This is a genomic window from Algoriphagus ornithinivorans (assembly GCF_900115305.1).
GTDB classification, from domain to species: domain Bacteria; phylum Bacteroidota; class Bacteroidia; order Cytophagales; family Cyclobacteriaceae; genus Algoriphagus; species Algoriphagus ornithinivorans.
Genome location: NZ_FOVW01000001.1, coordinates 481,221 through 505,365, shown reverse-complemented (window position 1 = coordinate 505,365; position 24,145 = coordinate 481,221). Strand labels below are relative to the sequence as shown.

The following is a 24,145-nucleotide window of genomic DNA, read 5'->3' as shown; positions in this document are numbered from 1 at the left end:
AGTTGGGTTACCGTGTCAAATATCCCAAACGTTATGGGAGAGCCACACAATCAGGTACCCGGGAGTTTTCTAACCTGCTGGTTCAGAAAGATGTGAATGGAGTAAATCAAGTCTGGCAGGCAGATATGGCCCATTATCTATACGGAGACACTAAGCTTTACACGATCTATATCACCGATGTGTACAACCAAGAAATCGTAGGCTATGGAGCTTATGATTCCAATCATGCACTCAATTATAGAGCAGTGATGCGAAAAGCAATCAGCAGAGCCGTGGGCAATGGAGTAAAACTCAAAGGGATGATTCATCATAGCGATGGAGGCAAGCAGTATGAGAGCGAGGTATACAAGGAGTTGTGTAATCGACACGGAATTCTTCAAAGTATGTGCATGTATTCTTACGAGAACCCCTATGCAGAGAAAACAAACGATCTGATAAATAGTGGATACTTGAATTACTGGAAGCCAAAGAAACTTGAAGAATTGAGAAAATGTCAGAAAAAAGCAGTCGCTGACCACAACAAGAAAAGAAGAAAGAAAGTACTCAATGGACTTTCTCCCCTCCAATATAAATCGATGTTGCAAACTCAACCTTCAATAGCATATACCTTGAAATTGAAGCCCAGAAATCCTGAACAACCAAGAAAAAGAGTACCTCAAAATGTAAACAAATTAACAATCCACAAGACGGAATTGTGACAACCAAAATCAGGCAAGGTCATTCGGTCTTCTGTCTTCCGTCTCCCCTCTTCTATCTTTGACCTACCTTTTAAACCATTCCATTTTTGATTCCTTGATTCTTCTCCTATTTTCGGAATCAATTCACCTATGGAAAATCACCTCAAAAGACAGCTGGGTTTGTTGGGCTTAGCAGCTACAGGAATTTGCTCCATGATAGGAGCATCTATCTATGTAGTACCCTTTATGATTCAAAGGAATGTACCGGGTATCGGGCCTTATGTAATTCCTGCATTCTTATTTGCTGCCATTCCAGCACTTTTAGCTGCTTTTGCCTATGCCATACTCAGTACGGCCATGCCTAGAGCAGGTGGTTCCTACTTGTATGCCAGCAGATCTTTACACCCCTATCTTGGTTTTATCGCCAGTTTTTCCCAATGGTTTGGGCTATCTATCGTAATTGGGGTCATTGCTTATGTAGTCATCCCTTTTTTTCGGGATGTTGTATTGGCTTTGGCTTGGACTTCAGTTGCAGGTTTTCTGGAAATCGGAATAGTTAGGGTTAGCTTAGCCCTATTTCTGATTTGGTTTTTCACCTTAATCAATATCCGAGGACTTAAGTTTTATGAGAGAACTCTCATCCCCTTGATGTTATTAATGTTTGCTTTGGGTGCTGTTGTTATTTTCTCAGGTTTGAGTTTTGATCATCAGGATTTTCTGCAAGCACTTTCAGAAAAAGAAAATAGAAGCATTTCCCTGATCGATGCGGAATTCAGTTGGGGTACATTTTTAACTGCTGCTGCTCTTTTATTTTCGAGCTTCATTGGCTTTGATTCCATAGCCCAAGCCGGAGGGGAGGCAAAAAACCCTTCCAAAAATCTTCCTAAAGCCATTGCATTGGCCATATTGGGCGTAGGAATTTTCTACATCGCATTTACTTATGCAGTCTACCATACGGTGCCTTGGCAGTTTGTAGCTGAAGAAGCCCTGCAAAAAGATATTTCGGCAGCAGGTGTTCTGAGTTATGTACTCAACCCAACTGTCGGTATCCTGATTCTCGCCGGGGCCGCCATAGCCTTATTGAATGATTTACCGGCTATGATTTTATCCGTTTCCAGACTGGTTTTTTCCTGGGCAGAGGACGGCATATTTCCCAATAAACTTTCACTGATCCACTCACAATTCCAAACGCCTTATGCAGCCTTAATTCTCAGCGGAATTATGGCAAGTATTGGAGTATTGGGAAGTCATTTTGCGGGAGATTTCTTTTTGGGAATAGACATTATGGTAACTTCCATGCTGATCAATTTCTTGCTGATGAGTTGCTCCCTGTTTTTCTTGCCCTTTCGAAATCCAACTTTGGCTGGAGAAATCAAAACCATCAAAAACCGAAAGTTTCAAAGAATATTGGCCATTTTAGGCATGCTGTTTTTGGCAACATTCCTCATTATCCATATTTCAAAAGATCTAAATGCTCAGGTAAGCGATTGGTACTTCCATAGTACTTGGGTCTACCTTTTGGTTTTGCTAATCGCATCTCTCTTATTCTTCTACCAATGGGCACAACTGAAAAAGTCAGGAGTAGATGTAGCAAAACGATTCTCAGAATTACCTGATTAAGTCCTTTAAAAATTATGAGCAAAGAAAATTACACTGTAGAACTGGCTCCTGGGTTGAATATATGTCCTGTTTTGACTGGATTATGGCAAATTGCCGATCTGGAAAGAGATGGAAACAAGGTAAATCCCTATGAAGCTGCAAAAGCTATGAAGTCCTATGCAGATGCTGGTTTTACCACTTTTGACATGGCGGATCATTACGGTTCAGCGGAGGAAATCACCGGCACTTACATTCAAACATACGGAAAAGAAAATGCCCAATTCTTCACCAAGTGGGTACCCTCTCCCGGAAACATAAGCAAAGATCAGGTAAGGGAAGCAGTAGGACGAGCTTTAACAAGAATGCATTCTGAGCAAATCGATCTGATGCAATTTCACGCCTGGCAATATTCGCATCCTTCATGGGTGGATTGTCTTTTTTGGTTGCAGGAGCTGAAAGAAGAAGGACTGATCAAGCATTTGGGATTGACCAATTTTGACACCGCACATCTGAATATTGTGGTTAATTCAGGCATCAAGGTGGTTTCCAATCAGGTTTGTTATTCTCTTTTGGATCAAAGAGCTGCAGGGAAGATGACCGAACTTTGCTTGCAGCATGGAATCAAATTATTGGCCTTTGGAACCGTTGGAGGTGGATTTCTTTCAGAAAAATGGCTGGGAAAAGAAGAGCCTTTGTTGAATGAGGAGCTGACTTGGTCTCAGATGAAGTACAAGCGATTTGTAGATCAGATCGGTGGCTGGAATAAACTCCAGGAATTACTTCAGGTCTTAGACCAAGTTGCAAAGAAACAGGAGGTAGGCATTGCTAATGTGGCCAGCAGATATATGATGGATCAGCCGGCCGTAGGAGGAGTCATCATCGGAGCCAGACTTGGAAAAAGTGCTCATATTGAGGACAATCAAAAGCTTTTTAAACTACAAATCGAAGATCAGGACAAGAAAAAAATCAAGGAGATCTTGAATACCTTTGATCCTATCCCTGGAGATTGTGGGGACGAGTATAGAAAACCTCCTTTTTTGACTGCTTCGGGAGACTTAAGCCATCATGTAGAGTCTTTTCCTGCCCCCTATCCTACTGTGAAAGGAAACGATGGAAGAACCAAAGCTCTTAGCGGAACGATATGGGAGGATATTGCAGGCTTTAGCAGAGCTGTGAGAAAAGGAAATCAAATCTCTGTTTCAGGTACCACCGCTACTCATGGCTCATTTGCCATGGGAGGCTCTGATCCTGCTGCCCAAACACATTTTATCATTGACAAATTGGAAGGGGCTATTCAGGCTTTGGGAGGAAAATTGGAAGATGTGATCAGAACCAGAATTTTCATCAGAAATATCTCAGATTGGGAAGCAGTGGCCAGAGCTCACGGAGAACGCTTTGCAGAGATCCAACCTGCCAATACCATGGTTAGAGCAGAATTGATTGGAGATGAATATCTGGTAGAAATTGAGGCAGAAGCTGTCGTTCAGTAAAAAAGTCTTTATCTCTTATGACTGGGAGTTTATTTACTTGGGAGCTATCATCCCAATTGAAATTTTAATTGTTGATATGAAGTTTAGGTCAGTCCGAGCAGAGTCGAGGGCCCTTCGACTCCCTGCCTGACGTCAGGCAGGCGCTCAGGGTGACCCTAATAATTCTCCATTATTAAGATTTTTGACTTTTATGTTTTTGAACATATTAGTTTCTGTATTGAAAAATCTAAATGGATTTGGGAAAGTATCAGGATTCATAATAAGCAAAATGAATCCTTACATTATATTCTGCTAAAATTGAGGATCATCATAAAACCTAAAAAACATACTCCCTATGAAAAAATGCCTGCTGATTTTCGCTATTATATATTGCTGTAATGCACCATTATTCGCTCAATCCAAAACCGAATTGGAGGGGAAAATGAATGAGCTGACGCAGGCACTACTCTCAGAAAACGTGGAAAAACTCCGAGCTCTCACCTCTCCCCAACTGAGTTATGGACATAGCGGTGGGGTAATTGAGAGTCAAAAGGCATTTCTGAAAATATTCGAAGAGAAAATTAACGATTATGAAACTTGGGACATAAGCGAACAGGAAATCAGCTATGCCTCAGAAGATTTGGGTATTGTTAGACACTTGGTCAATGGATCCATCTGGGTTGATGGGGAACTTAGGAAACTCAATTTAGGAGTGATGCTGGTTTGGGTAAAGGAAGAAGGGGAATGGAAACTTTTGGCTCGCCAAGCATATAGAAGACCTTAAGATGAAAACAATCATTACTCAAACCTATCAATCTCCTGTGGGAGAGCTTCTCTTGGGAGTTTTCGGGGATCAACTTTGCCTTTGCGACTGGAAATACAGAAAAATGCGTCAGGCTATAGATCAGCGAATTCAAAGCGGATTAAATGCAGCATACCAGGAAGGGAGTCATCCTGTTTTGGAAAAAGCAGTAGTCCAGTTAAATGAATACTTCAACTCCGAGAGAAAAACTTTCGATCTTCCCTTGCATTTTGTCGGGTCTGTATTTCAAAAATCGGTTTGGAATGCCTTGGTTCAGATTCCTTTTGGAGAAACCAAAAGCTATTTAGCCTTATCCCAACAACTCCAAAACCCGGATGCCATTCGGGCTGTTGCCTCAGCCAATGGAGCTAATGCAATATCCATCATTGTGCCTTGTCATAGAATTATAGGTTCAGATGGAAGTTTGGTAGGTTATGCAGGAGGATTGGAAGCCAAGAAGAAACTTCTCAGACTGGAAGGCATTCAGCAGTTTTCCAAGCCTGGACAGATTCAGCTGTTTAATTAATATCCTACAATATCCCCGCCACCATAAAACCTAAATAGGTTCCCAAGGCATTTCCTAAGCTTCCTACCAAAACACCAGGAATCAGCAGGTCAGGCCTGTCCAAACTTTCCGCAGCTGCAATGGCGGTAGTATTCCCTCCCACATTTGCTTGAGAGGCCACAGCTATTACATCCCAATCCATTTTGAATAAGGCTCCCAAACCGAAAATCACGACACCATGAATCAGCACTAGTAAGCCCACAAACAAGATTAGAGTACCTGCTAAAGATCCTACTCCCGAAAGTGCCCCCACATCACAGAGAGTTCCTATTACAGCGAGAAAAACCAGAATAAAGAAAAATCCCAAAGTATGCTTCCCGTGCAACTGCTGCACTGAGGGAAACTGTGCGAGGATCAAGGCAATGGTCGTTAAAGTGATGATTTCCGGAATTTGGGGAATATAATATTCCAAAACTCGACTAATAGCCATAGCCAAAAAGCCTAAGGCTAAAATCGAAGCCAAGGAGGAAAGTGAAATATATTCTACACTTGGAATTTGCTGAGCCTGCTTGGCAGATTGCAGCTTTTTTCGAGGGAAAAGTTTTTGTAGATACCTCGGCAATATCAAAGTGGCAATGATCCAAGGAGTTCCGATTAAGTTATCCACTACGGTAGTTGCAGCATACAAAGTTCCGTTTTCATTGACTCCATAGCTGAGGGCTACCGCATTGAAATTGATACTTCCGCCTATGTAAGTGCCCGTAAACATGCCCGCCACAGCAGAAGCCATATCTCCTATTTCGGATTGAGGCTGAACCACAAACCAGGCTACAAATACTCCAATGACTGTTCCTAGTGTGCCCAAACCAAACATCATTAAAAGAGGTAATCCAGCTTTCTTGATGCTTTTCAAATCGACTTCCAAAAGAGCGATAAAAATCCCTAATGGTGCCAAATAATTGAAAACTCCATTGTAAACCACATGACCACCCATGGCACTGGGAATGATACCTACATTGGATAAAATGGCACAGATTAAAATCACCAATATGGGAGTTCCTATGGTTTTTCCCCATGAAAATCGGGTTAACCAGATTGCAAAAAAAACAGCAACACAAAGCGCTCCTGCGACAAAGAGCGGGTTTTGATTAAAAGGCATTTTTGAAAATAGGAAATTGAATTGGAATTTTCAGAACCCTTTGCAAATTCGGGGTTAGATTATCTGGTTATTCAATATAATTCCATTCGCCATTTTTGCTTTGATGATCTGGCTGGAAGACAGATGACCGAAGACCGAAGCTTCCGGAATCTAATCCTTTAGGCTGATAATAAGCCGATTTTCAACTAATTGGCAAAACCAGATTTTAATATGGAATTATAAAGAGCGGTGCATGTTGATCTTGCTTAGGTTTACTTTAAAAAAAGTCTTTAATCAATTTGCAAACCCTGTAAACCTCCTCTTTTTTCATCCAGGGGTTCAAAGGCAAGGAAAGACATTCTTTACTTAATTTTCTTGCATTCATATAATTACCCTGATGTTCGTAAGGAACCATATCAGGCAAAATAGTAGGATAATGAATAGCTGTTCCTACCCCATGCTCTTCCAAGTATTGCTTCAAAGAATCTCTTCTTGGAGACTTGATCACAAATAAATGCATATTCGAACTTGGGTCTTGGGAATTAAAAGGCAATTCAAGGTCTGGTAAACCTGATAGTTCTTCGCAGTAAATTCCCGCAAATTCCTTTCTCAATTGCTGATGCTTGAAAAAATCCTCCAGAAAAATTCTCAAAAAGGCAGCCTGCAAAGTATCCATCCGACTGTTTCTTCCAACCAAATTATGCTGATCTCTTTCTGGTTGCCCGTGATTGCTGATCAACCTTATCCGCTCCGCCAAACCAGCATCTTGACATAAACACATCCCCGCCTCACCTAAAGCACCCAGATTTTTTGTCGGATAAAAACTCAGGCATCCTACATCACCCCAAGTTCCGGCAAAGCTCCCATCGTAGAAAGATCCAAATGCTTGGGCTGCATCTTCAATAACTTTCAAATGATGGTGTTTGGCTTTTACCATCAAATTATTCATCTCCAGCATTTGGCCATATAAATGAACCGGGATCACAGCTTTGGTCTTTGAGGTGACGGCCTTTGTCCAGTCCTTAGCCAAGAGTCCATTTTCATCCGTATCCCAAAAAATGGGTTTTGCCCCTACCATAATCACGGCTTCCGCTGTACTTACCCATGTCATGGCGGGAAGGATCACCTCATCCCCCGAACCTATATTCAATGCCCGAAGTGCCAATTCCAAAGCGTCGGTTCCATTGGCACAGCTTATCGCATGAAAGGTATTTAAAAAGTCTTTGACTTCAAATTCAAAACTCTCCACCTCCTGACCGAAAGAATAAACTCCTCTTTTCAAAAGCTTAGCAAACTTCTCTTGCAGCTTCAGTTGAATTTCATTCGGAATCTTACTTAAATCTAGAAAGGGTATTTTCATCTAAAATCTCTGCTAATTGAGCGGAAAGATATTTTCTGGAATATTGATTGGGCATGCCTTCGGATTCAGACTGCATGTTTTCATCCATCAATTTCCGTAAGGCTATTTGTATTTGAACATGATCCTCATGGGAAACTACCTGAGCCATTCCTGTATTTTGAAGTATTGCTGCCGAATCTCCTTTTGGATCACCCAAAGCCAAAACTGGAACTCCGATCGCTAAATATTCAAATAATTTTCCGGGAATATTGCCTTTGGCATTTTTAGTATCGGTTAGAATCAAAACCAAAGCGTCTGCTTGGGCATAAAATTCAAACACCTTTTGATGGGAAACATAACCTGCAAAATCTACAATGGATCTTAGCCAAGTGTCTGCCTCCACAAATTTTTTCACTTGCTCGCTTACTTTCCCCACAAAGGTAAATTTCACCTTGTCCTCTGTGGTGGAAAATTCCTCTTTCAAAGCTTTAAATAAAGGAAGTGGATTTCTGATCGCATCGATAATTCCAGTATAGACCAAATGAAGTTCCCCTTCTTTCTTCTGCTTGGGCTGAAATCCTTCCGGTAAATCGGCAGGATCAAATCCATTGGTAAGTAATCTTACTTTTCTTTTTGAAAGCCGCTCCAAGTCCTTCTGAAAAGTAGGCGAAATGGTCAAAACCTCGTCTGCTTCTTTCAATACAGACTCTTCCAGCTTTTGGTGCTTTTTCCGAATGTTTGGGCTCATCGGCATGGTATCCAAAAACTCCCATTCCGACCAAGGATCTCTGAAATCAGCAACCCATTTAACTCCTGTCTTCCGTTTTAAATCTCTCCCAATCAAATGCATGGAGTGCGGAGGTCCTGTCGTAATGATTGCCTCAAACTGCCCTCCCTTGACTAATTCTGAGAGAAATTTCACTGAGGGCTTTACCCAAAAAACTCTAGGATCAGGTACTAGAAAATTGGCTCTTAACCAGATTGCGGCCTTTTCCAGCATTCCCTTTTTCTTCTGCTCCATAATTCTGGCTGGATGCGTTTTCCCCTTTCCCCGGAGTTTATCCAGTAAGGAATAAGGTTCCCAAATCGGAAACTTCATCACTTCCAGTGATTCTGGGATTTCCTTTAGGAGAGATTCATCTTTCAGATCAAAATCGGGGTTTTCGGGAGTAAAAATGACAGGTTCCCATCCTGAATCCGGAAGGTACTTAGCAAATTTCAACCAACGCTGAACTCCAGAACCGGCACTAGGCGGCCAATAATAAGTGATAATTAAAACTCGTTTGGAAAGTTTTTGATCCATAGGAATCCGAAATTGGAAAAATTATAGGACAAAAAGAAAGGGGAAGAAATCCTCCCCCTTTCAAAATTAAAATATGTACTTGATGATGATTATTCTCCTTGTGCCAAAGAATAACCTCTCGCACCATCAAATGTGTATAGATGCTCGGTTTTGATAAAGTCAAAGCCTAACCCTTGGATTTGCTTCAACAATTCCAACACTGTGTCATGAGAAATTACTCTTTGATCAGCAGTCTTAAATCTACATCTCCAGTGATCAGTACAGAAGGTTTCCTTCATTCCCTCAGGGAATACTTTCACTCCTCTGTTGGTGATCAATTGCAACTGAAGACCATCAGCATTCGCTTTTCTCAATCTTTCTCCAATTACATTAGGGTCTCTGTTGTCCTCATCCCAATCGATGAATACGTCCACCCCGATCAATTCTTTCTTTGACTTAGTTTTTGGACTCAATTTGATGTTCATTGGTTCAGTCGCTTCTTTGTCGAAAGAAGCTTCAGCCATCTTCTGAGGCTTCTGACCCAATCTTTCGATTACCGCCTGAGCAAACTCTTGAGTACTTGCTTTTTTGCTTGACAAACCTTCCTGATAAATATCTCCTGTATGGATTCCATCCTCCAAAGTTCTCATCCAAGCGTTAGAAATCTTCTCAGCAATTTCAGGTTGGCCGATGTGAACCAGCATCATGATAGCACCATTCAACAAACCTGAAGGGTTGGCGATGCCCATTCCTGCGATATCAGGAGCAGAACCGTGGATCGCTTCGAACATGGCTACTTCCGCACCAACGTTAGCAGATCCGCCTAGCCCTACAGAACCTGTAACCTGAGCTGCTACGTCGGAAATAATATCTCCATACAAGTTTAAGGTCACGATCACATCAAAAATTTCCGGTCTTTCAGCAATCAAAGCTGTTCCGATATCGATGATTTTGTGTTCAGTTTGGATCTCAGGATATTCCTTGGCTACCTCGTCAAATTTCTTGTGGAAAAGACCATCGGCCAATTTCATGATATTGTCCTTGGTCATACAAGTCACTTTCTTTCTGCCATACTTTTTAGCGTATTCAAAAGCGTAACGGATGATTTTCTCGGAACCCGGCTCGGATACCAATTTCAAAGTTTGGTAAACCTCCTGAGTCTGTCTATGCTCGATTCCCGCGTACAAATCTTCTTCATTCTCACGAATGATTACCAAGTCTGTTTTTGGGAAGTGGGTTTTAATAAATGGAGAATATGCCTTACAAGGTCTTACGTTGGCATATAGCCCGAATGACTTTCTGGTAGTCACATTCAGGGACTTAAATCCACCACCTTGAGGAGTGGTGATTGGTGACTTCAAAAATACTTTGGTCTCACGAAGTGAATCAAATGATTTAGGTTCCATACCAGAGGAAATCCCCTTTAAGTATACTTGTTCACCGATTTCAATCACATCATATTCCAGTTGCGCACCTGCTGCATCCAGGATATTCAGTGTTGCTTTCATGATTTCTGGCCCAATACCATCACCATAGGCTACGGTGATTTTCTTTTTTGAAGACATATATATTGTGGATTTAGTTTTTATTTTACCAGTGCAAAAGTAAATAAAAAATGGCGGATGGGCCTTTGAAAATGACTAAATTAGATTGATGATATCCATAAAATCAATTTGGAATCAGATCTTGAGCCAGGAAATTTCCCAAAGGGAATTTGGGATTGAGTACCCTGCTCGTATATTTGTTTGCTACTCAAAAAATAATTTATGGGAGATTATCGAAATATTCTGACCGAGGAAAAAGAAGGAGTTCTTTACCTTACCATCAATAGAGAGGATAAAATGAATGCCCTCAACTTTGCCACCTTGGAAGAGTTGAGAGAGATTTTTGACCAGGTCATCGATGACAAAAGCATCAAAGCAGTCATCTTGACGGGCGCTGGAGAAAAGGCCTTCGTAGCAGGCGCTGACATCAGCGAAATAGCCGAATTGAATGAGGTAAATGCCAGAAAATTTGCGGAAAACGGTCAGGAAATTTTTTCCATGATAGAAAATTGCCACAAGCCGGTAATTGCTGTAACCAACGGATATACCTTGGGTGGTGGCTGTGAATTGGCTATGGCTTGTCATATGAGAATTGCTACTGCCAATGCCAAATTCGGCCAACCTGAAGTGAACTTGGGAATCATCCCAGGATACGGAGGTACACAAAGAATGACCATTTTGATAGGCAGAGGCAAAGCCAATGAATTGATGATGACGGGAGATATGATAGGTGCAGACGAGGCCCTGAGTCTCAAACTTGTCAACCATGTGCTCCCAACCAAAAATGATGCAATGGCTAAAGCCGAAGAAATCATCGGTAAAATTATGTCTAAAGCTCCTTTGGCAATCGGAATGATTGTAGACTGCGTGAATGCGGTTTATTTAGCTGAGGAAAATGGCTACCAAACTGAGGCAAATAGTTTTGCCAGATGTGTCAAATCAGGCGATTACAAAGAAGGAACAAGCGCGTTTTTAGAAAAAAGAAAGCCTGTGTTTAAGGGAGAGTAATTCCCTGACTCCTCATGAGTAATTTAAAAAAACTGGCCGGGCAAACCGCGATTTATGGACTGAGCAGCATTTTGGGCCGGTCCATTAATTTTTTACTGATCATCGTATACACCCAGTATCTCAGCAAGGAATCACTGGGTTCATTTACAAGCATCTATGCGCTAATCGGTTTTATGAATATCGTTTTCACTTACGGAATGGAAACGAGCTTTTTTCGATTTGCCACAGGAAAAAATCTGGATTCCCATCGGGTTTATTCCAACAGCCAATCTTTACTCATTTTATCCACCTTATTATTGGGTTCGGGGCTTTATTTATTGGCTCCTTTCTTAGCTGATTGGATGGACTATCATGGGCAAGCCTATTTATTCAGATGGACTGCCTTGATTTTATCCTTCGATGCGATTTTGGCTATTCCATTTGCCAAACTTCGGTTGGACAACAAAGCTATTTCCTTCGCCTCTGCTAAGCTGATCAATATATTTCTCAATGTTGCGCTCAACATTGTCCTTATCATCTTATTTCCTCAATGGATCGAATCGGGGCTGATTTCCGATGGGTTCTTAGGATATAGGTTGGACTGGGGAGTGGAATATATTCTGCTCGCCAATCTCTTTGCCAATGGATTGATTATTCCCTTTGTTTGGTGGAAAGCGGGTCTTTTTTCTTTTAGACTAGAAAAAACAATACTTCAACCCATGTGGACTTACGCCTTGCCCTTACTTTTCATGGGTTTGGCGGGAGTAACCAATGAACTCGTTTCCCGATTATTGTTTGAATACATACTACCGGAAAATTTCTACCCTGGATTGAGCAGCCGGGGAGCTGGGGGTGTTTTTGGAGCGAATTTCAAATTAGCGATCCTGATGAACTTGGTGATCCAGGCCTTCAAATATGCGGCGGAACCATTTTTCTTTAAAGAATCAGAAAACAAAAACTCTCCAGTCATCTATGCAAAAGTGATGCATGCCTTCATTATTTTCTGCAGCCTGCTGATGATTGCTATTTCTGTGAATTTATTCTGGCTCGGCCCAATGGTGCTTCGAAGCTCAGGCTATGAAGCAGGTTTATTTATTGTACCTATTTTATTGATGGGCTACTTGTTGCTGGGCATTTACTTCAACTTGTCCATTTGGTTTAAAGTCACTGATCAAACCAAGTACAGCTTTTGGATCACTCTGGCTGGAGCCTTGGTCAGCATTTTGGTGGTTTGGATTTTCGTTCCTATTTATGGGTACATGGGCGGAGCAATGAGTACCCTACTCTGCTACCTTCTGATGTGTATTCTTTGCTTTTATTTTGGGCAGAAATATTACCCCATCCCCTATCAAACGGGTAAAGGACTCTTTTACCTAATATTGGCTTTCGGCCTAAGTTACGGAGGATTCTATCTGAGCACAGACAACTCGGTTTTAGACTTTTTCATCAAAAATGCCCTCATCATCCCATTTGCAGTATTAATTTTCATTTGGGAAAAAGAAACGTTAAAAAACCTTGTAAAAAGGAGAGGCTAGAAAATTCGGGATCATTTTTTGCAAAAATTTGTTTGACAAGAGAAATCCAGAGAAAACCCGCTTTCTCTTAAGCCTTTTCGTAAAAGGCATTATGTTTGTGTTTTGATCCCATTATCCTATTATCCGTGAGTTCCAAGAAATTCCTAATTCTATATATTTCCCTATCCCTGTTTGCTTGGGATGGCTTTAGCCAGCAAAAGCTCTCCAAAAAAGAGCGCAAGCAGCAAAAAAACGAAGCTTTGGCCAGTAGATATTTTATCGAAGGCACCAAGCAGATGAATCTGGGTGATTTGGAAAAAGCCTTTTTTTACCTGCAAAAATCCGAGGAATTGAGTCCGGATGAGCCTGCAATCAACTATAAAATTGCAGAGGTTTATACTAGAGCAAATCAGCCAGAAAAGGCTCTTCCATTTGCTCTAAAGGCTGTGGAACTGGACGATGAAAATAAGTACTATGCCTTGATGGTTGCTGAAATCTACACCAACCTTAAGCAACCTTTAAAAGCTGCTGATATCTTGGACAGGCTGACTGCCGATGGGGAGAGCAACCAGCAGTATAACTTGGATTTAGCCTCCATTCTATTGAATGCCGGTGAATTCGACAGAGCATTGGTAGTATTGGACAGAGCTGAGGAATATTATGGAATCATGGAGCCTATTACGGTTCAAAAACAAAGAATCTACCTCAGAAACAACAATTTAGCAAAGGCAATAGAAGAAGGTGAACGTCTGATTGAGGCCAGACCAGGAAATCCAAATTATGTCTTAGGCTTGGTAGAAATTCTTTACAATAACAATCTGGTAGATGATGCGCTAAATCTGGTCAATGAGGAAATCAGCAAATATCCCAATCAGCCAGAATTACAAATGGCTGCCCATTCTTTGTTAAAAGAGAAAGGTCAGATTCAAAAATCAAATGAATATCTCATTCGCGCTTTTGCCAGTCCAGACTTGGATCCTGAAGTAAAATCCAGGGCTTTCGTTTCTCTCCTCAATGAATTCAAAACTCCTGAAAGAGAAATCTTGCTTGATAGCTTAGCTGGTTTTATGATCAAAACAGAGCCCGCAAACGCTACAATATTTGAAGCTTTGGGAGAAAGAGAGGCAAAAAACGGAAAGCAGGAAGAAGCAAGAAATTACTTTAAGCGCTCCTTAGATCTCAACGCAAAGAATGCCAAACTCCTCGAGCAAATCATCCTCGGTTCTTTTGGAGAAAACCCGGATTTCCAGGAGGCTGAAAAATACACTACCATGGGTGTGGATGAATTTCCTAAAAATCCTGAATTCTGGTTTTACGACGGGATAGTAAAATCTGCTGTGAAAAAGGATTCCGCTGCCGTTGAATCTTTGAATAAAGCCATTGAACTTAATGCCAACAAAAATCCTCAATTGGATCAGGTAGCTTTTGGCTCCTTGGCTAGCTCCCTTTATAACCTTGGGAAAAAGGATTCAGCATTTCAGTTTTTTGAAAAAGCCTTAGTGCTCAACCCCAATGACGAACAAGTCCTAAATAATTACGCCTATTTTCTCTCCTTGGAAAAAAAGGATTTGGAAAAGGCCAAGACCATGTCTGAAAAAGTAATTAAGAAATTTCCAGACAATGGCACTTTTTTGGATACGTACGCATGGGTATTGTTTCAATTAGGGGATTATGAGGGAGCTAAGAAATACATGGCTCAAGCCTTAGAATTCGAAAGCAAGCCTAGCGGAGTTATGTTGGAGCATTATGGAGATATTCTCTACCATTTAGGAGACAAAAACGAAGCGATTTCATTTTGGAAAAAAGCAGCCGATAGTCCGGAGGCTTCAGAAAAATTACCTTTGAAAATAAAAGAAGGAAAATACCATGAGTAGACTTTTGAAAATCTTTTTTCTGGGAATGGCAGTGATTTTTTTGAATGCCTGTTCCAAAAAGGTCATTCCTTTTGAGTCAGATGGAAAAATGAGTGAATTCGCTCCATCCTATGCTGAATATGATTTTATCAATGCCAAGGCAAAGGTCATCATCGAAGAAGAATCCGGAAAAATCACCCGGGGTACTTTAAGCTTGAGAGCAAAAAAGGACAGTGTGCTTTGGTTTACAATTTCTCCGGGAATGGGCATGGAAGCAGTTCGGGGATTAATTACCAAAGATAAAATTCAGATCAAAGACCGAATTGGAAAAGAAGATATTAATTTGACTTTCGCGGAATTTGAAAATTTCTACGGACTGAGTCTATCACTGGATTTATTTCAAAACATGTTTTGGGCAAATCCCCCTCATCCTTTTGATTACCAGGATCGATTAGTTCGAGTTGGAAAGTCCTTTGAGTTGACTCAGGTACGAGAACAGGTCCGCTACTTTAGTAAAGTGGACGTGAATGTCGCCAAGGTTTCTGAATTGGTTAGCAATTCCTTGGATGACAGGGGAAGTTTACTGGCTAGCTATGCTTCTTTTCAGGATGTAAATGGTCAGGCTTTTCCATCGGAAGTACTTTATAAATTGGCTTACAAGCTTCCGGAAGGAAGTCAGAACACCATCATAAATTTGGAATGGGTGTCCATCAACCCACAGTCAGAACCTTTGAGTTTCCCATTTAGATTTTAGAATCAGCATGCGTCAGCAGTTCGTTGTAGTAATTACTCTTATTCTTTTAGCCTTTATCTCATTGGAGGCTCTAGCTCAAACGAGCAAAACCCGGGAGGAATTGGAAAGGGAAAAAGCCGAAGTTCAGGCCAAATTGCGGGAGTTTGATGCAATTCTTAAGCAAACCGCAGCTACTAAAAAGAATACGATTGGTGAGTTAAACGCCATCACGCAGCAGTTTCAGACCCAAAACCGCTTGGTCAATACACTAGACCGGGAAGTAAAACTCCTAAATCAGGAAATCTCCACCACAGAAAACAGAATTGCCAGCTTAGAACAGCAACTCAAAGATCTTAAAGCCGAATATGGAAGAATGGTCTACAATGCTTCCAAGTTGAATAGAAGCTTATCCATTGTAGCTTTCGTTTTCAGTTCCTCAAGTTTCAATCAACTGTATATGCGATTGAAATACCTCAAGCAATATTCTGATAGCAGAAAACAACAGGCCGAACAAATTCAAAAAGTAGCAGCAGAACTGGCGGAAATCAGAGTTGAATTGGATCTGAGAAAATCAGATAAAGAAAAAGTATTGGCTGAGGAAAGGCTGGAAAGAGCCAAACTAGAGGAACTCCGAAAGGAACAGCAGACTATGGTCAATACACTGACTAGGAAAGAAACTTCTATCAAGAGGCAGATAACTGCTACCAAAAAGCAGCAACAGCAGTTGGAATCCATGATCAGAAAGGCCATTGAGGATGAAATCCGACTTGCAGAAGCTGCTGCCAAAAAAGAAAACAGCAAAGCAACCAAATCAGCTGGAAGCAGCATGCCGATGACTCCGGAAGTAGCTGCACTTTCCAGTTCTTTTGCAGGAAATAAAGGCAGACTTCCATGGCCTGTAGAAACAGGATTTGTAACCCAGACATTTGGCGATAATCCCCACCCGACTTTGAAAGGTATCACAGTGCCGAGTGATGGTTTGAACATTCGTACCCAACCCAACTCCAATGTAAGAACGGTATTCGATGGAACAGTAGCCAAAGTAGCCTCTATGCCTGGCTATGGGGAAACGGTATTGATCAAGCACGGAGAGTATTATACCTTATATAGCAAGCTTAAGTCCGTTTCTGTAAAATCAGGTCAAACTGTCAAAGCAAAAGACGTAATTGGAACTGTAGCTACCGATGCAAACGGCGAAGCTGAGGTTCATTTCCAGACTTGGAAAGGTCTTCAAAAAATGGATCCAGCCACCTGGATCACATCGAAATAGCTATAAAATTCGTATATTCAAGAAAAAGATTCATAGAGTCGCAAAGCTTCTTTGTCTAAGCCGATGACAGTTATATCTTTGTGACCACATTTACCCTAAACAAATTAATCATGACAACATTGGGTTTTATTCAAAACATGGGCGGTGGCTCGATCATCTTGATCATCTTGGTCATCCTCCTATTATTTGGAGCAAAAAGAATCCCTGAATTAGCAAGAGGCCTTGGCCGCGGAATCAGAGAATTCAAAGATGCTACCAAGGATATTCAAAACGATCTCGAAGAGGGACTGAAAGACAAGAAAAAGTAATCCCTTAAGCCAATAAGCTTTGGAACGATTCATTTCATTCGAGGAAATCAAAAAATCGCTCGATAAAAAAGAGACTGACTGTCAAACGATTGTCAGTCATTATCTACAAAACATTCAGACGAAGGCGCATCTCAACGCCTTCGTCGAAGTTTATGAGCAATCCTCTTTAGAAAAAGCCAAGCAAATCGATGAGAAAATTGCCTTAGGAAAAGCGGGTAAACTTGCTGGTATGGTAATCGGTATCAAAGATGTATTGTGCTATGAAGGACATGAATCCAATGCTTCCTCAGCAATACTCAAGGGTTACGAAGCCCAATTTACCTCCACTGCTGTTCAGAGACTCATACAGGAAGACGCCATCATCATAGGCCGTCTCAATTGTGATGAATTTGGAATGGGAAGTTCCAATGAAAACTCTGTCCATGGCAAAGTTCTCAATGCTCAAGACGAATCCCGCGTACCGGGAGGATCCTCAGGGGGATCTGCAGTAGCTGTACAGGCTAATTTATGCACAGCTTCACTGGGAACAGATACCGGCGGCTCCGTTCGTCAACCAGCAGCGTTCACAGGAGTTATAGGCATGAAGCCTACCTATTCCAGAATTTCAAGATGGGGTTTGATTGCTTATGCCTCCTCTTTCGATACAATTGGTATTTTTTCAAAGTCTGTGAAAGACAATGCCTTGATCATGGAAGTCATTGCCGGCCATGATGAGTTTGACAGTACTTCCTCGAGAAAACCGATTTTCCCTTACTCTCAATTATTACATTTCGAGAAAAAGGCTAAAGTAGCTTATTTGAAAGAGACTATTGAGTCACCAGCCCTACAACCGGAAATTAAAGAGCAAACTCTCAAAGTGCTGGATCAACTTAGAGAAGAAGGCCATGAGGTAGAAGAGGTTAGCTTCCCATTGCTAGACTACATTCTTCCTACTTATTATATTTTGACTACCGCGGAAGCCAGTTCCAATCTTTCCCGTTTTGATGGGGTAAAATACGGTTACCGAAGTCCCAATGCTCATAATTTGGAAAGCATGTATAAGCTGACGAGGACAGAAGGATTCGGGGAAGAAGTAAAAAGACGGATCATGTTGGGAACTTTTGTCCTCAGCGCCAGTTATTATGATGCGTACTTCACTAAAGCTCAGAAAGTCAGAAGATTAATTAAAGAATATACTGAAAATCTTTTGCAGGATTTTGATTATATTTTGTTGCCTACTACGCCATCTACTGCTTTCAAATTTGGTGAGCATAGTGATGATCCTGTTGCCATGTATTTAGAAGACTTATTTACTGTGCAAGCATCCGTGTCAGGTGTTCCGGCTATCTCCATTCCAAATGGAAAAGATAAAAATGGCATGCCAATTGGACTACAAGTCATTGCAAATTCGTTTAAAGAAGCGGAGCTCTATGCTTTTAGTAATTATCTAACTCAATTAACCGACTAAATCCATTTTCATGATGAAAAAGACTTTGCTCAGAACAATCACACTTTCAGTTTTTTCTTGTTTGATTTTCCTGACAAATGCTTATTCACAGGACGATGAGCTTATCGCTGCTGCTCCCTTTTCAGGAGATGATGTGCAGCCAAATTATCATTACGAGTACATCCCTGACTTCACATACGATCAGATAGATAAGCGAATTAAGGCAATGAAAACCGATATGCCTTTTGAGCTGAATGATAGAATTTTTTCATTTATCCAATATTTCACGGTTAGAAATAGAGATTACACCAAAATGGTTTTGGCCAGAAAAGATCTATTTTTCCCACTTTTTGATGCAACCATGCGTAAGCATGATATGCCTGAAGAAATAAAATACCTCTCCATCATAGAATCGGGTTTGGATCCTCAGATTAGATCTAGAGTTGGAGCCATGGGCTTGTGGCAATTTATGCCAGCCACTGGAAGAATGTATGGGATGGACGTCAATCCTTATGTGGATGATCGCATGGACCCTGAAATGTCCACTGATGCAGCAGCAAAATACTTGAAGTCCTTGTATAGAATGTTTGGAGATTGGGAAGTAGCCATGGCTGCTTACAATTGTGGTCCCGGCAACGTAAGAAAAGCCATCAGACGATCAGGAGGGAAAAAGACATTCTGGGAAATTTACAATTACCTACCAAGAGAAACTCGTGGATACGTACCGCAGTTTCAGGCAATGCTGTACATCTTAAATCATTTGGAAGAACATAACTTTCATCTTGAAGAGCCTACCTACTCCCCTGCATATGAAAAAATCAGATTTGATCGAGTAATGACATTGGATAAGCTGGCTGAATTGACCAACCTCTGTATCCCAGATTTGGAGAAGTTGAATCCTTCCATCAAAACCAGACAAATTCCGGAAGCCAATAGAAGCATGGCGATCAGAATCCCAAAATCGAAAGCCCTTTTTGTAAAGGAAAATCTGGCTTGGATCAGTGATTCTTTGGGTAATGCACCCCTAGATTTGGCCGCTGGAGATAAACTTATAGTACAGTCTGTGGAATCTATAGCAGAGGAAATCCAGAGAAATGGAATTACCTATCGAGTAAGATCTGGAGATGTTTTAGGAACAATTGCCAGCAGACACGGAGTGACAGTATCTCAAATCCGAGCTTGGAATGGGATTTCCGGCAACTTGATCCGCGTCGGACAAACCCTTACACTCTACACCTCTTCGGGTTCCAACTCAGGTGGAATAGCACAGGCAAGAACCAATTCAAATGGACAAAGAACTTACACAGTGCAGCCTGGAGATTCCCTTTGGATTATTTCCAAGAGACATGCAAACCTCACTGTGGAGCAGCTCAAACGCTTGAATAATTTGAATTCAAACAACATCAAGCCAGGTCAAAAACTCATCATCGGATAATACAATTTCGAGATCTGCGGCTTGAAAGCTCCGGAAACTGTTAATTTTTTTTAACAAAGGCCAAAAGATGGGCTTGCATTCAGGTTTCCGATTGGAAAGTATTTATTTTGAATCTCCCAAGAATCAAACCAAATCTGAATGAAAACCCTTTCACAAATTATAGGAATTCTTTTGCTAGGAACTTTATTGATTTCCTGCTCAAGCGAAGGAAGCAATTCCAACAGTACCAAACCTAAAGCCCGGGGTTCTATCGGGGAAATCATCTTAGTAATAGATTCTGCCAAGTATGCAGGACCTGTTGGAGATGCATTAAAAGATATTTTTGAGGCAGACTTGCCAGGTATGGTCAGATCTGAGAGCAAGTTCAAAGTAAACACTGTGGATCCACGAGCAATGACCAGAATGCTCAAAATGTCCACTAACCTCATTTATGTAACCACTTTTGATGACAGAGGCTCATCTTCTCAGGTAATCAATGCCCAGTTTTCCAAAGAGTCCAAAGAAAAAGCATTAAATGACCCTTCATTATACTCCTTAAGAGTTGAGGATGAATATGCAGTTGGTCAGGAGGTATTATACCTTTTTGGAAATACGGAGGAGCAACTGGTGAAAAATCTCAAAAAGAACGGAGATAGATTGCAGAACCTTTTCGAGGTAAGAGAAAGAGGCAGATTGGAAAAAATCATACTAGCCAGAAAAAATACAGCTGCCAATGCTGAGGCAGAGAAAAACTTAGGAATACAGATTAATATTCCCGCTTCTTACCAAGTTGCCAAGTCTGTTCCTAACTTTTTATGGGTAAGACAGCCAACCCCTACCGCCAATCGTGCAGATATCAGCCTGTTTTTTCATGTAGAAGATTATGTCTCAGAAGAGCAGACTTTTCCGGAAAACATCCTGAAAATCAGAGACTCAGTAGCAAGAAACCATATTTTCGGTGATCCTGATGATCCTACCTCTTATGTAGTAACTGAAAAACAAATCGTTCCAGCTTTCCGAAACATGGTGATAAATGATAATTTTACCACCGAAATAAGGGCTTCTTGGAAGACCAACAACATCAGTATGGGCGGTTCTTACCTGGGTTATCTCATGGTTGATGAGAAAAAGGGTAAATTATACTACATTGAAGGCTTTGTATTTTATCCCAATGAAGTTCATCGGGACGCCCTTCGTGAAATTGAAACCATTTTGCTCAATACAGATGTAAGCTGGATTCCGGATCAAGGGGCCTAAAACCCAAATAATTCGGCTTATATGGCAATTAAAATTCGCAAGGAGGACGCACTAAATTATCACACTCAAGGTTCTCCCGGGAAAATTGAAGTAATCCCGTCCAAACCCCTTTCCAGTCAAATGGACTTGGCTTTGGCTTATTCTCCAGGAGTAGCTGAACCATGTAAGGAAATTGAGGCTGATGTAGAAAATGTCTACAAATACACGGCTAAAGGAAATCTTGTCGCTGTCATCTCAAACGGTACTGCAGTGCTGGGATTGGGAGATATAGGACCAGAAGCTTCCAAACCCGTAATGGAAGGAAAAGGCGTTCTTTTCAAAAAATTCGCAGGAATTGACGTTTTTGACATAGAGATCAATGAAAAGGATCCAAAAAAATTAATCGAAATTATTCGATCCTTGGAGCCTACTTTCGGAGGAGTCAACCTGGAAGATATCAAGGCTCCTGAATGCTTTGAAATCGAGCAGACTCTTAAGCGGGAAATGAATATTCCTGTCATGCACGATGATCAGCATGGAACAGCAATTATTTCCGGAGCTGCACTTCTCAACGCTTTGGAAATAGTTGAAAAAGATATTTCCGAAATCAAGTTGGTAGTAAATGGTGCTGGAGCATCAGCTGTTTCCTGTACCCGATTCTACATGTCACTGGGCGTGAAGCGTGAAAACTTGGTGATGTGTGACAAAGAAGGTGTAATCCGTCAGGATAGACCAGAATTGGATGATATCAAGAAAGAATTTGCTACCCATAGAGACTTGCGCACTTTGAGTGACGCACTTGCAGGAGCAGATGTATTTTTAGGTCTTTCGGCAGGTAATATTGTGTCCCAGGACCAAATCAAATTGATGGCAGCAAATCCAATTGTATTTGCCCTAGCCAACCCTGATCCGGAAATTGCCTATGATTTGGCAATTGAAGCTAGAGAGGATGTGATTATGGCTACCGGCCGATCTGACCATCCTAATCAGGTAAATAACGTATTGGGATTCCCATATATCTTCAGAGGAGCCCTGGATGTAAGGTCTACCGCCATCAATGAAGAAATGAAATTGGCAGCTGCCAAAGCAATTGCCAAGTTGGCGAAGGAGCCAGTTCCAGATATCGTTAACAAAGCTTATGGTGAAAGTAAACTAGGGTTTGGTCGATTCTATTTGATTCCAAAACCACTTGATCCAAGACTAATCACGACTATTGCTCCGGCAGTAGCAAAGGCGGCAATGGACTCAGGAGTTGCTAAGAATCCAATTAAAGATTGGGCTGCTTACGAACTGGAACTACAGGAAAGAATTGGTATCGATCAGAGATTGATGTCAGTGGTTATTTCCAGAGCTAAGAAAGATCCTAAGAAAGTCGTATTCGCAGAAGCCGATAACCGCAAAATATTGAAGGCTGCCCAGATCATTCGGGATGAGAAAATAGCCAACCCAATATTACTTGGTAACAGAGCTAAAATCTTGACTTTGATCGAGGAAAACTCATTAGATCTGCAAAATGTAACCATCATTGATCCATTGGAGGAAAGCGAGAAGCTTTCTCAGTTTGCAGATATTCTGTATAAAAAACGTCAGAGAAAAGGTATGACCTTGGCTGACGCTTCCAGACTGGTAACTCAAAGAAACTACTTTGGTGCCATGATGGTGGAAACTGGCTTGGCGGATGCATTCATCTCTGGTTTGACTAGAGATTATCCAAAGACTATTCTTCCATCGCTTCATACAATTGGAGTAAAGGACAAAACCAAGAGGGTGGCCGGTATGTATATTATGAATACCGATAAAGGCCCTTACTTCTTTGCGGATGCAACAGTAAACCTGAATCCTACAGCGGAAGAATTGGTGGAAATCATTGGATTGACTGCAGACGCGGTTAGATTCTTCAATATTGAGCCTAGAGTTGCTGTTTTATCATACTCCAATTTTGGATCAGCTAAAGGAGAAATCGCTGAGAAAATGGCAAAAGCAACAGCCATGGCAAAACAAAGATTCCCAGGCTTGATCATAGAAGGTGAAATGCAGGCAAACGTGGCTTTGAATGAAGAGATCCAAAGAGAAGTTTATCCATTCTCCCAATTGATCAACAAAAAGGCCAACACCCTGATTTTCCCGGATTTGGGATCTGGAAATATCGCATACAAGCTTTTGGCTGAACTAGGAAATGCTGAAGCAATTGGACCGATTTTGTTGGGTATGAACAAGCCTGTACATATTCTTCAGTTGGGAAGTTCCATCAGAGAGATAGTCAACATGGTGGCAATAGCGGTAGTGGATGCACAAATTGCAGGTAGACCATGATAGATTATTTGAGAGGAAAATTGGTTTTCAAAGACCCTACCTATGTGATCATTGACGTAGGAGGAATTGGATATCATGTCAAAATTTCCCTTCAGACATACAGTAAAATCAAGGATGAGGAGCAAATCAGGCTCCTCACCTTTTTACATATTAAGGAAGACGCTCACACTCTCTACGGATTTAAAGAAGAGGATGAAAAGCGTCTTTTTTTATTGCTGATTTCTATCAACGGAGTAGGTCCAAATACTGGCTTGATGATTCTGTCATCTTTGAGCTCCGAAGAAATCGAACAGGCAATTTTAGCTGGTGATGTAGCTACTATTCAACATGTCAAAGGAATTGGTGCTAAGACCGCTCAGCGGATTATTCTTGAGTTGAAAGACAAAGTCAGCAAATCCGGATCAGATGTTTCTACTAGTTCTTTGGGATTTTTAAAATCAAGCAATAAATTACGTGAGGAGGCGTTACAAGCCTTAATTACTTTAGGTTTTCCAAAAGCGGCTGCGGAGAAAAATATCACTCAGGTGCTCAAAAAAACCACTGGAGAAATTTCTTTAGAAGATTTAATTAAAGCATCTTTAAAGACCACATAATTTAAACTTGGATTGAACTTTCGGAGGATACTGACTTTTTGCAGGGGAAGGTCTCGAGGCAGTTGGCCTGTTTGCTTCATCCTGTTTGGATTGTTTCTGAGTTTATCACCCACTCAGGCCCAACAAACAGAGGCCGACACGAC

Annotated in this window: 20 protein-coding genes; 16 read left to right on the top strand and 4 right to left on the bottom strand. The window is 41.2% G+C overall.

The features are described from left to right. The 5 genes from BM073_RS02140 to BM073_RS02120 form a co-directional block, all read left to right on the top strand. The coding region (locus tag BM073_RS02140) for a DDE-type integrase/transposase/recombinase (protein ID WP_175557827.1) at positions 1-698 on the top strand (698 nt) is incomplete at its 5' end. Between the two features lie 129 nt (positions 699-827). Further along, on the top strand, positions 828-2,297 hold the full coding sequence (locus tag BM073_RS02135) for an APC family permease (RefSeq protein ID WP_091649619.1): 1,470 nt from the start codon (positions 828-830) through the stop codon (positions 2,295-2,297). 14 nt (positions 2,298-2,311) lie between these two features. Then, on the top strand, positions 2,312-3,766 hold the full coding sequence (locus BM073_RS02130) for an aldo/keto reductase (protein WP_091649616.1): 1,455 nt from the start codon (positions 2,312-2,314) through the stop codon (positions 3,764-3,766). A gap of 334 nt (positions 3,767-4,100) precedes the next feature. Further along, positions 4,101-4,529, top strand: coding sequence for a nuclear transport factor 2 family protein (locus BM073_RS02125; protein ID WP_091649614.1), 429 nt, complete (start codon positions 4,101-4,103; stop codon positions 4,527-4,529). Between the two features lies 1 nt (position 4,530). Then, the gene (locus BM073_RS02120) at positions 4,531-5,073 is read left to right on the top strand and encodes a methylated-DNA--[protein]-cysteine S-methyltransferase (RefSeq protein ID WP_091649611.1); all 543 of its coding nucleotides are present in this window, start codon (positions 4,531-4,533) and stop codon (positions 5,071-5,073) included. Positions 5,074-5,077: 4 nt separating this feature from the next. Here the strand turns inward: BM073_RS02120 and BM073_RS02115 are convergent, their stop codons facing one another. The 4 genes from BM073_RS02115 to BM073_RS02100 all read right to left on the bottom strand — a co-directional run bounded on the left by BM073_RS02115 (position 5,078) and on the right by BM073_RS02100 (position 10,376). Beyond that, positions 5,078-6,211, bottom strand: coding sequence for a DUF819 family protein (locus BM073_RS02115; RefSeq protein ID WP_091649608.1), 1,134 nt, complete (start codon positions 6,209-6,211; stop codon positions 5,078-5,080). Between the two features lie 256 nt (positions 6,212-6,467). Then, positions 6,468-7,550, bottom strand: coding sequence for a DegT/DnrJ/EryC1/StrS family aminotransferase (locus BM073_RS02110; protein ID WP_091649599.1), 1,083 nt, complete (start codon positions 7,548-7,550; stop codon positions 6,468-6,470). Beyond that, entirely contained in the window at positions 7,522-8,832 is a 1,311-nt protein-coding gene (locus BM073_RS02105; RefSeq protein ID WP_091649596.1) for a glycosyltransferase family 4 protein, read from the bottom strand. Before BM073_RS02105 ends, BM073_RS02110 begins: the two co-directional genes overlap by 29 nt. Before the next feature lie 89 nt (positions 8,833-8,921). Then, positions 8,922-10,376 (bottom strand): NADP-dependent isocitrate dehydrogenase, encoded by a 1,455-nt coding sequence (locus tag BM073_RS02100; RefSeq protein ID WP_091649593.1) that lies wholly within the window; start codon positions 10,374-10,376, stop codon positions 8,922-8,924. A 201-nt stretch (positions 10,377-10,577) separates the two neighbouring features. Between BM073_RS02100 and BM073_RS02095 the strand changes: the two genes are divergently transcribed. The 11 genes from BM073_RS02095 (at position 10,578) to ruvA (ending at position 24,002) form a co-directional block, all read left to right on the top strand. Then, on the top strand, positions 10,578-11,363 hold the full coding sequence (locus BM073_RS02095; RefSeq protein WP_091649590.1) for an enoyl-CoA hydratase/isomerase family protein: 786 nt from the start codon (positions 10,578-10,580) through the stop codon (positions 11,361-11,363). A 14-nt stretch (positions 11,364-11,377) separates the two neighbouring features. Continuing rightward, a complete protein-coding gene (locus BM073_RS02090) occupies positions 11,378-12,877 on the top strand; it encodes a lipopolysaccharide biosynthesis protein (protein WP_091649588.1) in 1,500 nt (499 codons plus the stop codon). A gap of 125 nt (positions 12,878-13,002) precedes the next feature. Beyond that, positions 13,003-14,730 (top strand): tetratricopeptide repeat protein, encoded by a 1,728-nt coding sequence (locus BM073_RS02085; protein ID WP_091649585.1) that lies wholly within the window; start codon positions 13,003-13,005, stop codon positions 14,728-14,730. After that, the gene (locus BM073_RS02080; protein ID WP_091649582.1) at positions 14,723-15,463 is read left to right on the top strand and encodes a lipoprotein insertase outer membrane protein LolB1; all 741 of its coding nucleotides are present in this window, start codon (positions 14,723-14,725) and stop codon (positions 15,461-15,463) included. The genes BM073_RS02085 and BM073_RS02080 overlap by 8 nt, the downstream gene beginning before the upstream one ends. 7 nt (positions 15,464-15,470) lie before the next feature. Continuing rightward, the gene (locus BM073_RS02075; RefSeq protein ID WP_091649580.1) at positions 15,471-16,712 is read left to right on the top strand and encodes a murein hydrolase activator EnvC family protein; all 1,242 of its coding nucleotides are present in this window, start codon (positions 15,471-15,473) and stop codon (positions 16,710-16,712) included. A gap of 110 nt (positions 16,713-16,822) precedes the next feature. Continuing rightward, the gene (tatA, locus tag BM073_RS02070; protein WP_091649576.1) at positions 16,823-17,020 is read left to right on the top strand and encodes a twin-arginine translocase TatA/TatE family subunit; all 198 of its coding nucleotides are present in this window, start codon (positions 16,823-16,825) and stop codon (positions 17,018-17,020) included. A gap of 19 nt (positions 17,021-17,039) precedes the next feature. Next, positions 17,040-18,467 (top strand): Asp-tRNA(Asn)/Glu-tRNA(Gln) amidotransferase subunit GatA, encoded by a 1,428-nt coding sequence (gene gatA / locus BM073_RS02065; protein WP_091649573.1) that lies wholly within the window; start codon positions 17,040-17,042, stop codon positions 18,465-18,467. A 10-nt stretch (positions 18,468-18,477) separates the two neighbouring features. Beyond that, positions 18,478-19,881, top strand: coding sequence for a LysM peptidoglycan-binding domain-containing protein (locus BM073_RS02060; protein WP_245756349.1), 1,404 nt, complete (start codon positions 18,478-18,480; stop codon positions 19,879-19,881). 138 nt (positions 19,882-20,019) lie between these two features. Further along, on the top strand, positions 20,020-21,117 hold the full coding sequence (locus BM073_RS02055; protein ID WP_091649569.1) for a DUF4837 family protein: 1,098 nt from the start codon (positions 20,020-20,022) through the stop codon (positions 21,115-21,117). A gap of 21 nt (positions 21,118-21,138) precedes the next feature. Further along, on the top strand, positions 21,139-23,409 hold the full coding sequence (locus tag BM073_RS02050) for an NADP-dependent malic enzyme (protein ID WP_091649567.1): 2,271 nt from the start codon (positions 21,139-21,141) through the stop codon (positions 23,407-23,409). After that, positions 23,406-24,002, top strand: coding sequence for a Holliday junction branch migration protein RuvA (ruvA, locus tag BM073_RS02045; RefSeq protein ID WP_091649564.1), 597 nt, complete (start codon positions 23,406-23,408; stop codon positions 24,000-24,002). Before BM073_RS02050 ends, ruvA begins: the two co-directional genes overlap by 4 nt. Positions 24,003-24,145: the final 143 nt, after the last annotated feature.

Excerpts from the sequence above, each read along its gene's own strand:
- BM073_RS02090 (WP_091649588.1), top strand. The coding sequence starts at position 11,378 with ATGAGTAATTTAAAAAAACTGGCCGGGCAAACCGCGATTTATGGACTG.
- BM073_RS02095 (WP_091649590.1), top strand. The coding sequence starts at position 10,578 with ATGGGAGATTATCGAAATATTCTGACCGAGGAAAAAGAAGGAGTTCTT.
- BM073_RS02055 (WP_091649569.1), top strand. The coding sequence starts at position 20,020 with ATGAAAACCCTTTCACAAATTATAGGAATTCTTTTGCTAGGAACTTTA.
- ruvA (WP_091649564.1), top strand. The coding sequence starts at position 23,406 with ATGATAGATTATTTGAGAGGAAAATTGGTTTTCAAAGACCCTACCTAT.
- BM073_RS02060 (WP_245756349.1), top strand. The coding sequence starts at position 18,478 with ATGATGAAAAAGACTTTGCTCAGAACAATCACACTTTCAGTTTTTTCT.
- BM073_RS02075 (WP_091649580.1), top strand. The coding sequence starts at position 15,471 with ATGCGTCAGCAGTTCGTTGTAGTAATTACTCTTATTCTTTTAGCCTTT.
- BM073_RS02115 (WP_091649608.1), bottom strand. The coding sequence starts at position 6,211 with ATGCCTTTTAATCAAAACCCGCTCTTTGTCGCAGGAGCGCTTTGTGTT.
- BM073_RS02120 (WP_091649611.1), top strand. The coding sequence starts at position 4,531 with ATGAAAACAATCATTACTCAAACCTATCAATCTCCTGTGGGAGAGCTT.
- BM073_RS02105 (WP_091649596.1), bottom strand. The coding sequence starts at position 8,832 with ATGGATCAAAAACTTTCCAAACGAGTTTTAATTATCACTTATTATTGG.
- BM073_RS02130 (WP_091649616.1), top strand. The coding sequence starts at position 2,312 with ATGAGCAAAGAAAATTACACTGTAGAACTGGCTCCTGGGTTGAATATA.
- BM073_RS02110 (WP_091649599.1), bottom strand. The coding sequence starts at position 7,550 with ATGAAAATACCCTTTCTAGATTTAAGTAAGATTCCGAATGAAATTCAA.
- BM073_RS02050 (WP_091649567.1), top strand. The coding sequence starts at position 21,139 with ATGGCAATTAAAATTCGCAAGGAGGACGCACTAAATTATCACACTCAA.
- BM073_RS02080 (WP_091649582.1), top strand. The coding sequence starts at position 14,723 with ATGAGTAGACTTTTGAAAATCTTTTTTCTGGGAATGGCAGTGATTTTT.
- BM073_RS02135 (WP_091649619.1), top strand. The coding sequence starts at position 828 with ATGGAAAATCACCTCAAAAGACAGCTGGGTTTGTTGGGCTTAGCAGCT.
- BM073_RS02125 (WP_091649614.1), top strand. The coding sequence starts at position 4,101 with ATGAAAAAATGCCTGCTGATTTTCGCTATTATATATTGCTGTAATGCA.
- tatA (WP_091649576.1), top strand. The coding sequence starts at position 16,823 with ATGACAACATTGGGTTTTATTCAAAACATGGGCGGTGGCTCGATCATC.
- BM073_RS02100 (WP_091649593.1), bottom strand. The coding sequence starts at position 10,376 with ATGTCTTCAAAAAAGAAAATCACCGTAGCCTATGGTGATGGTATTGGG.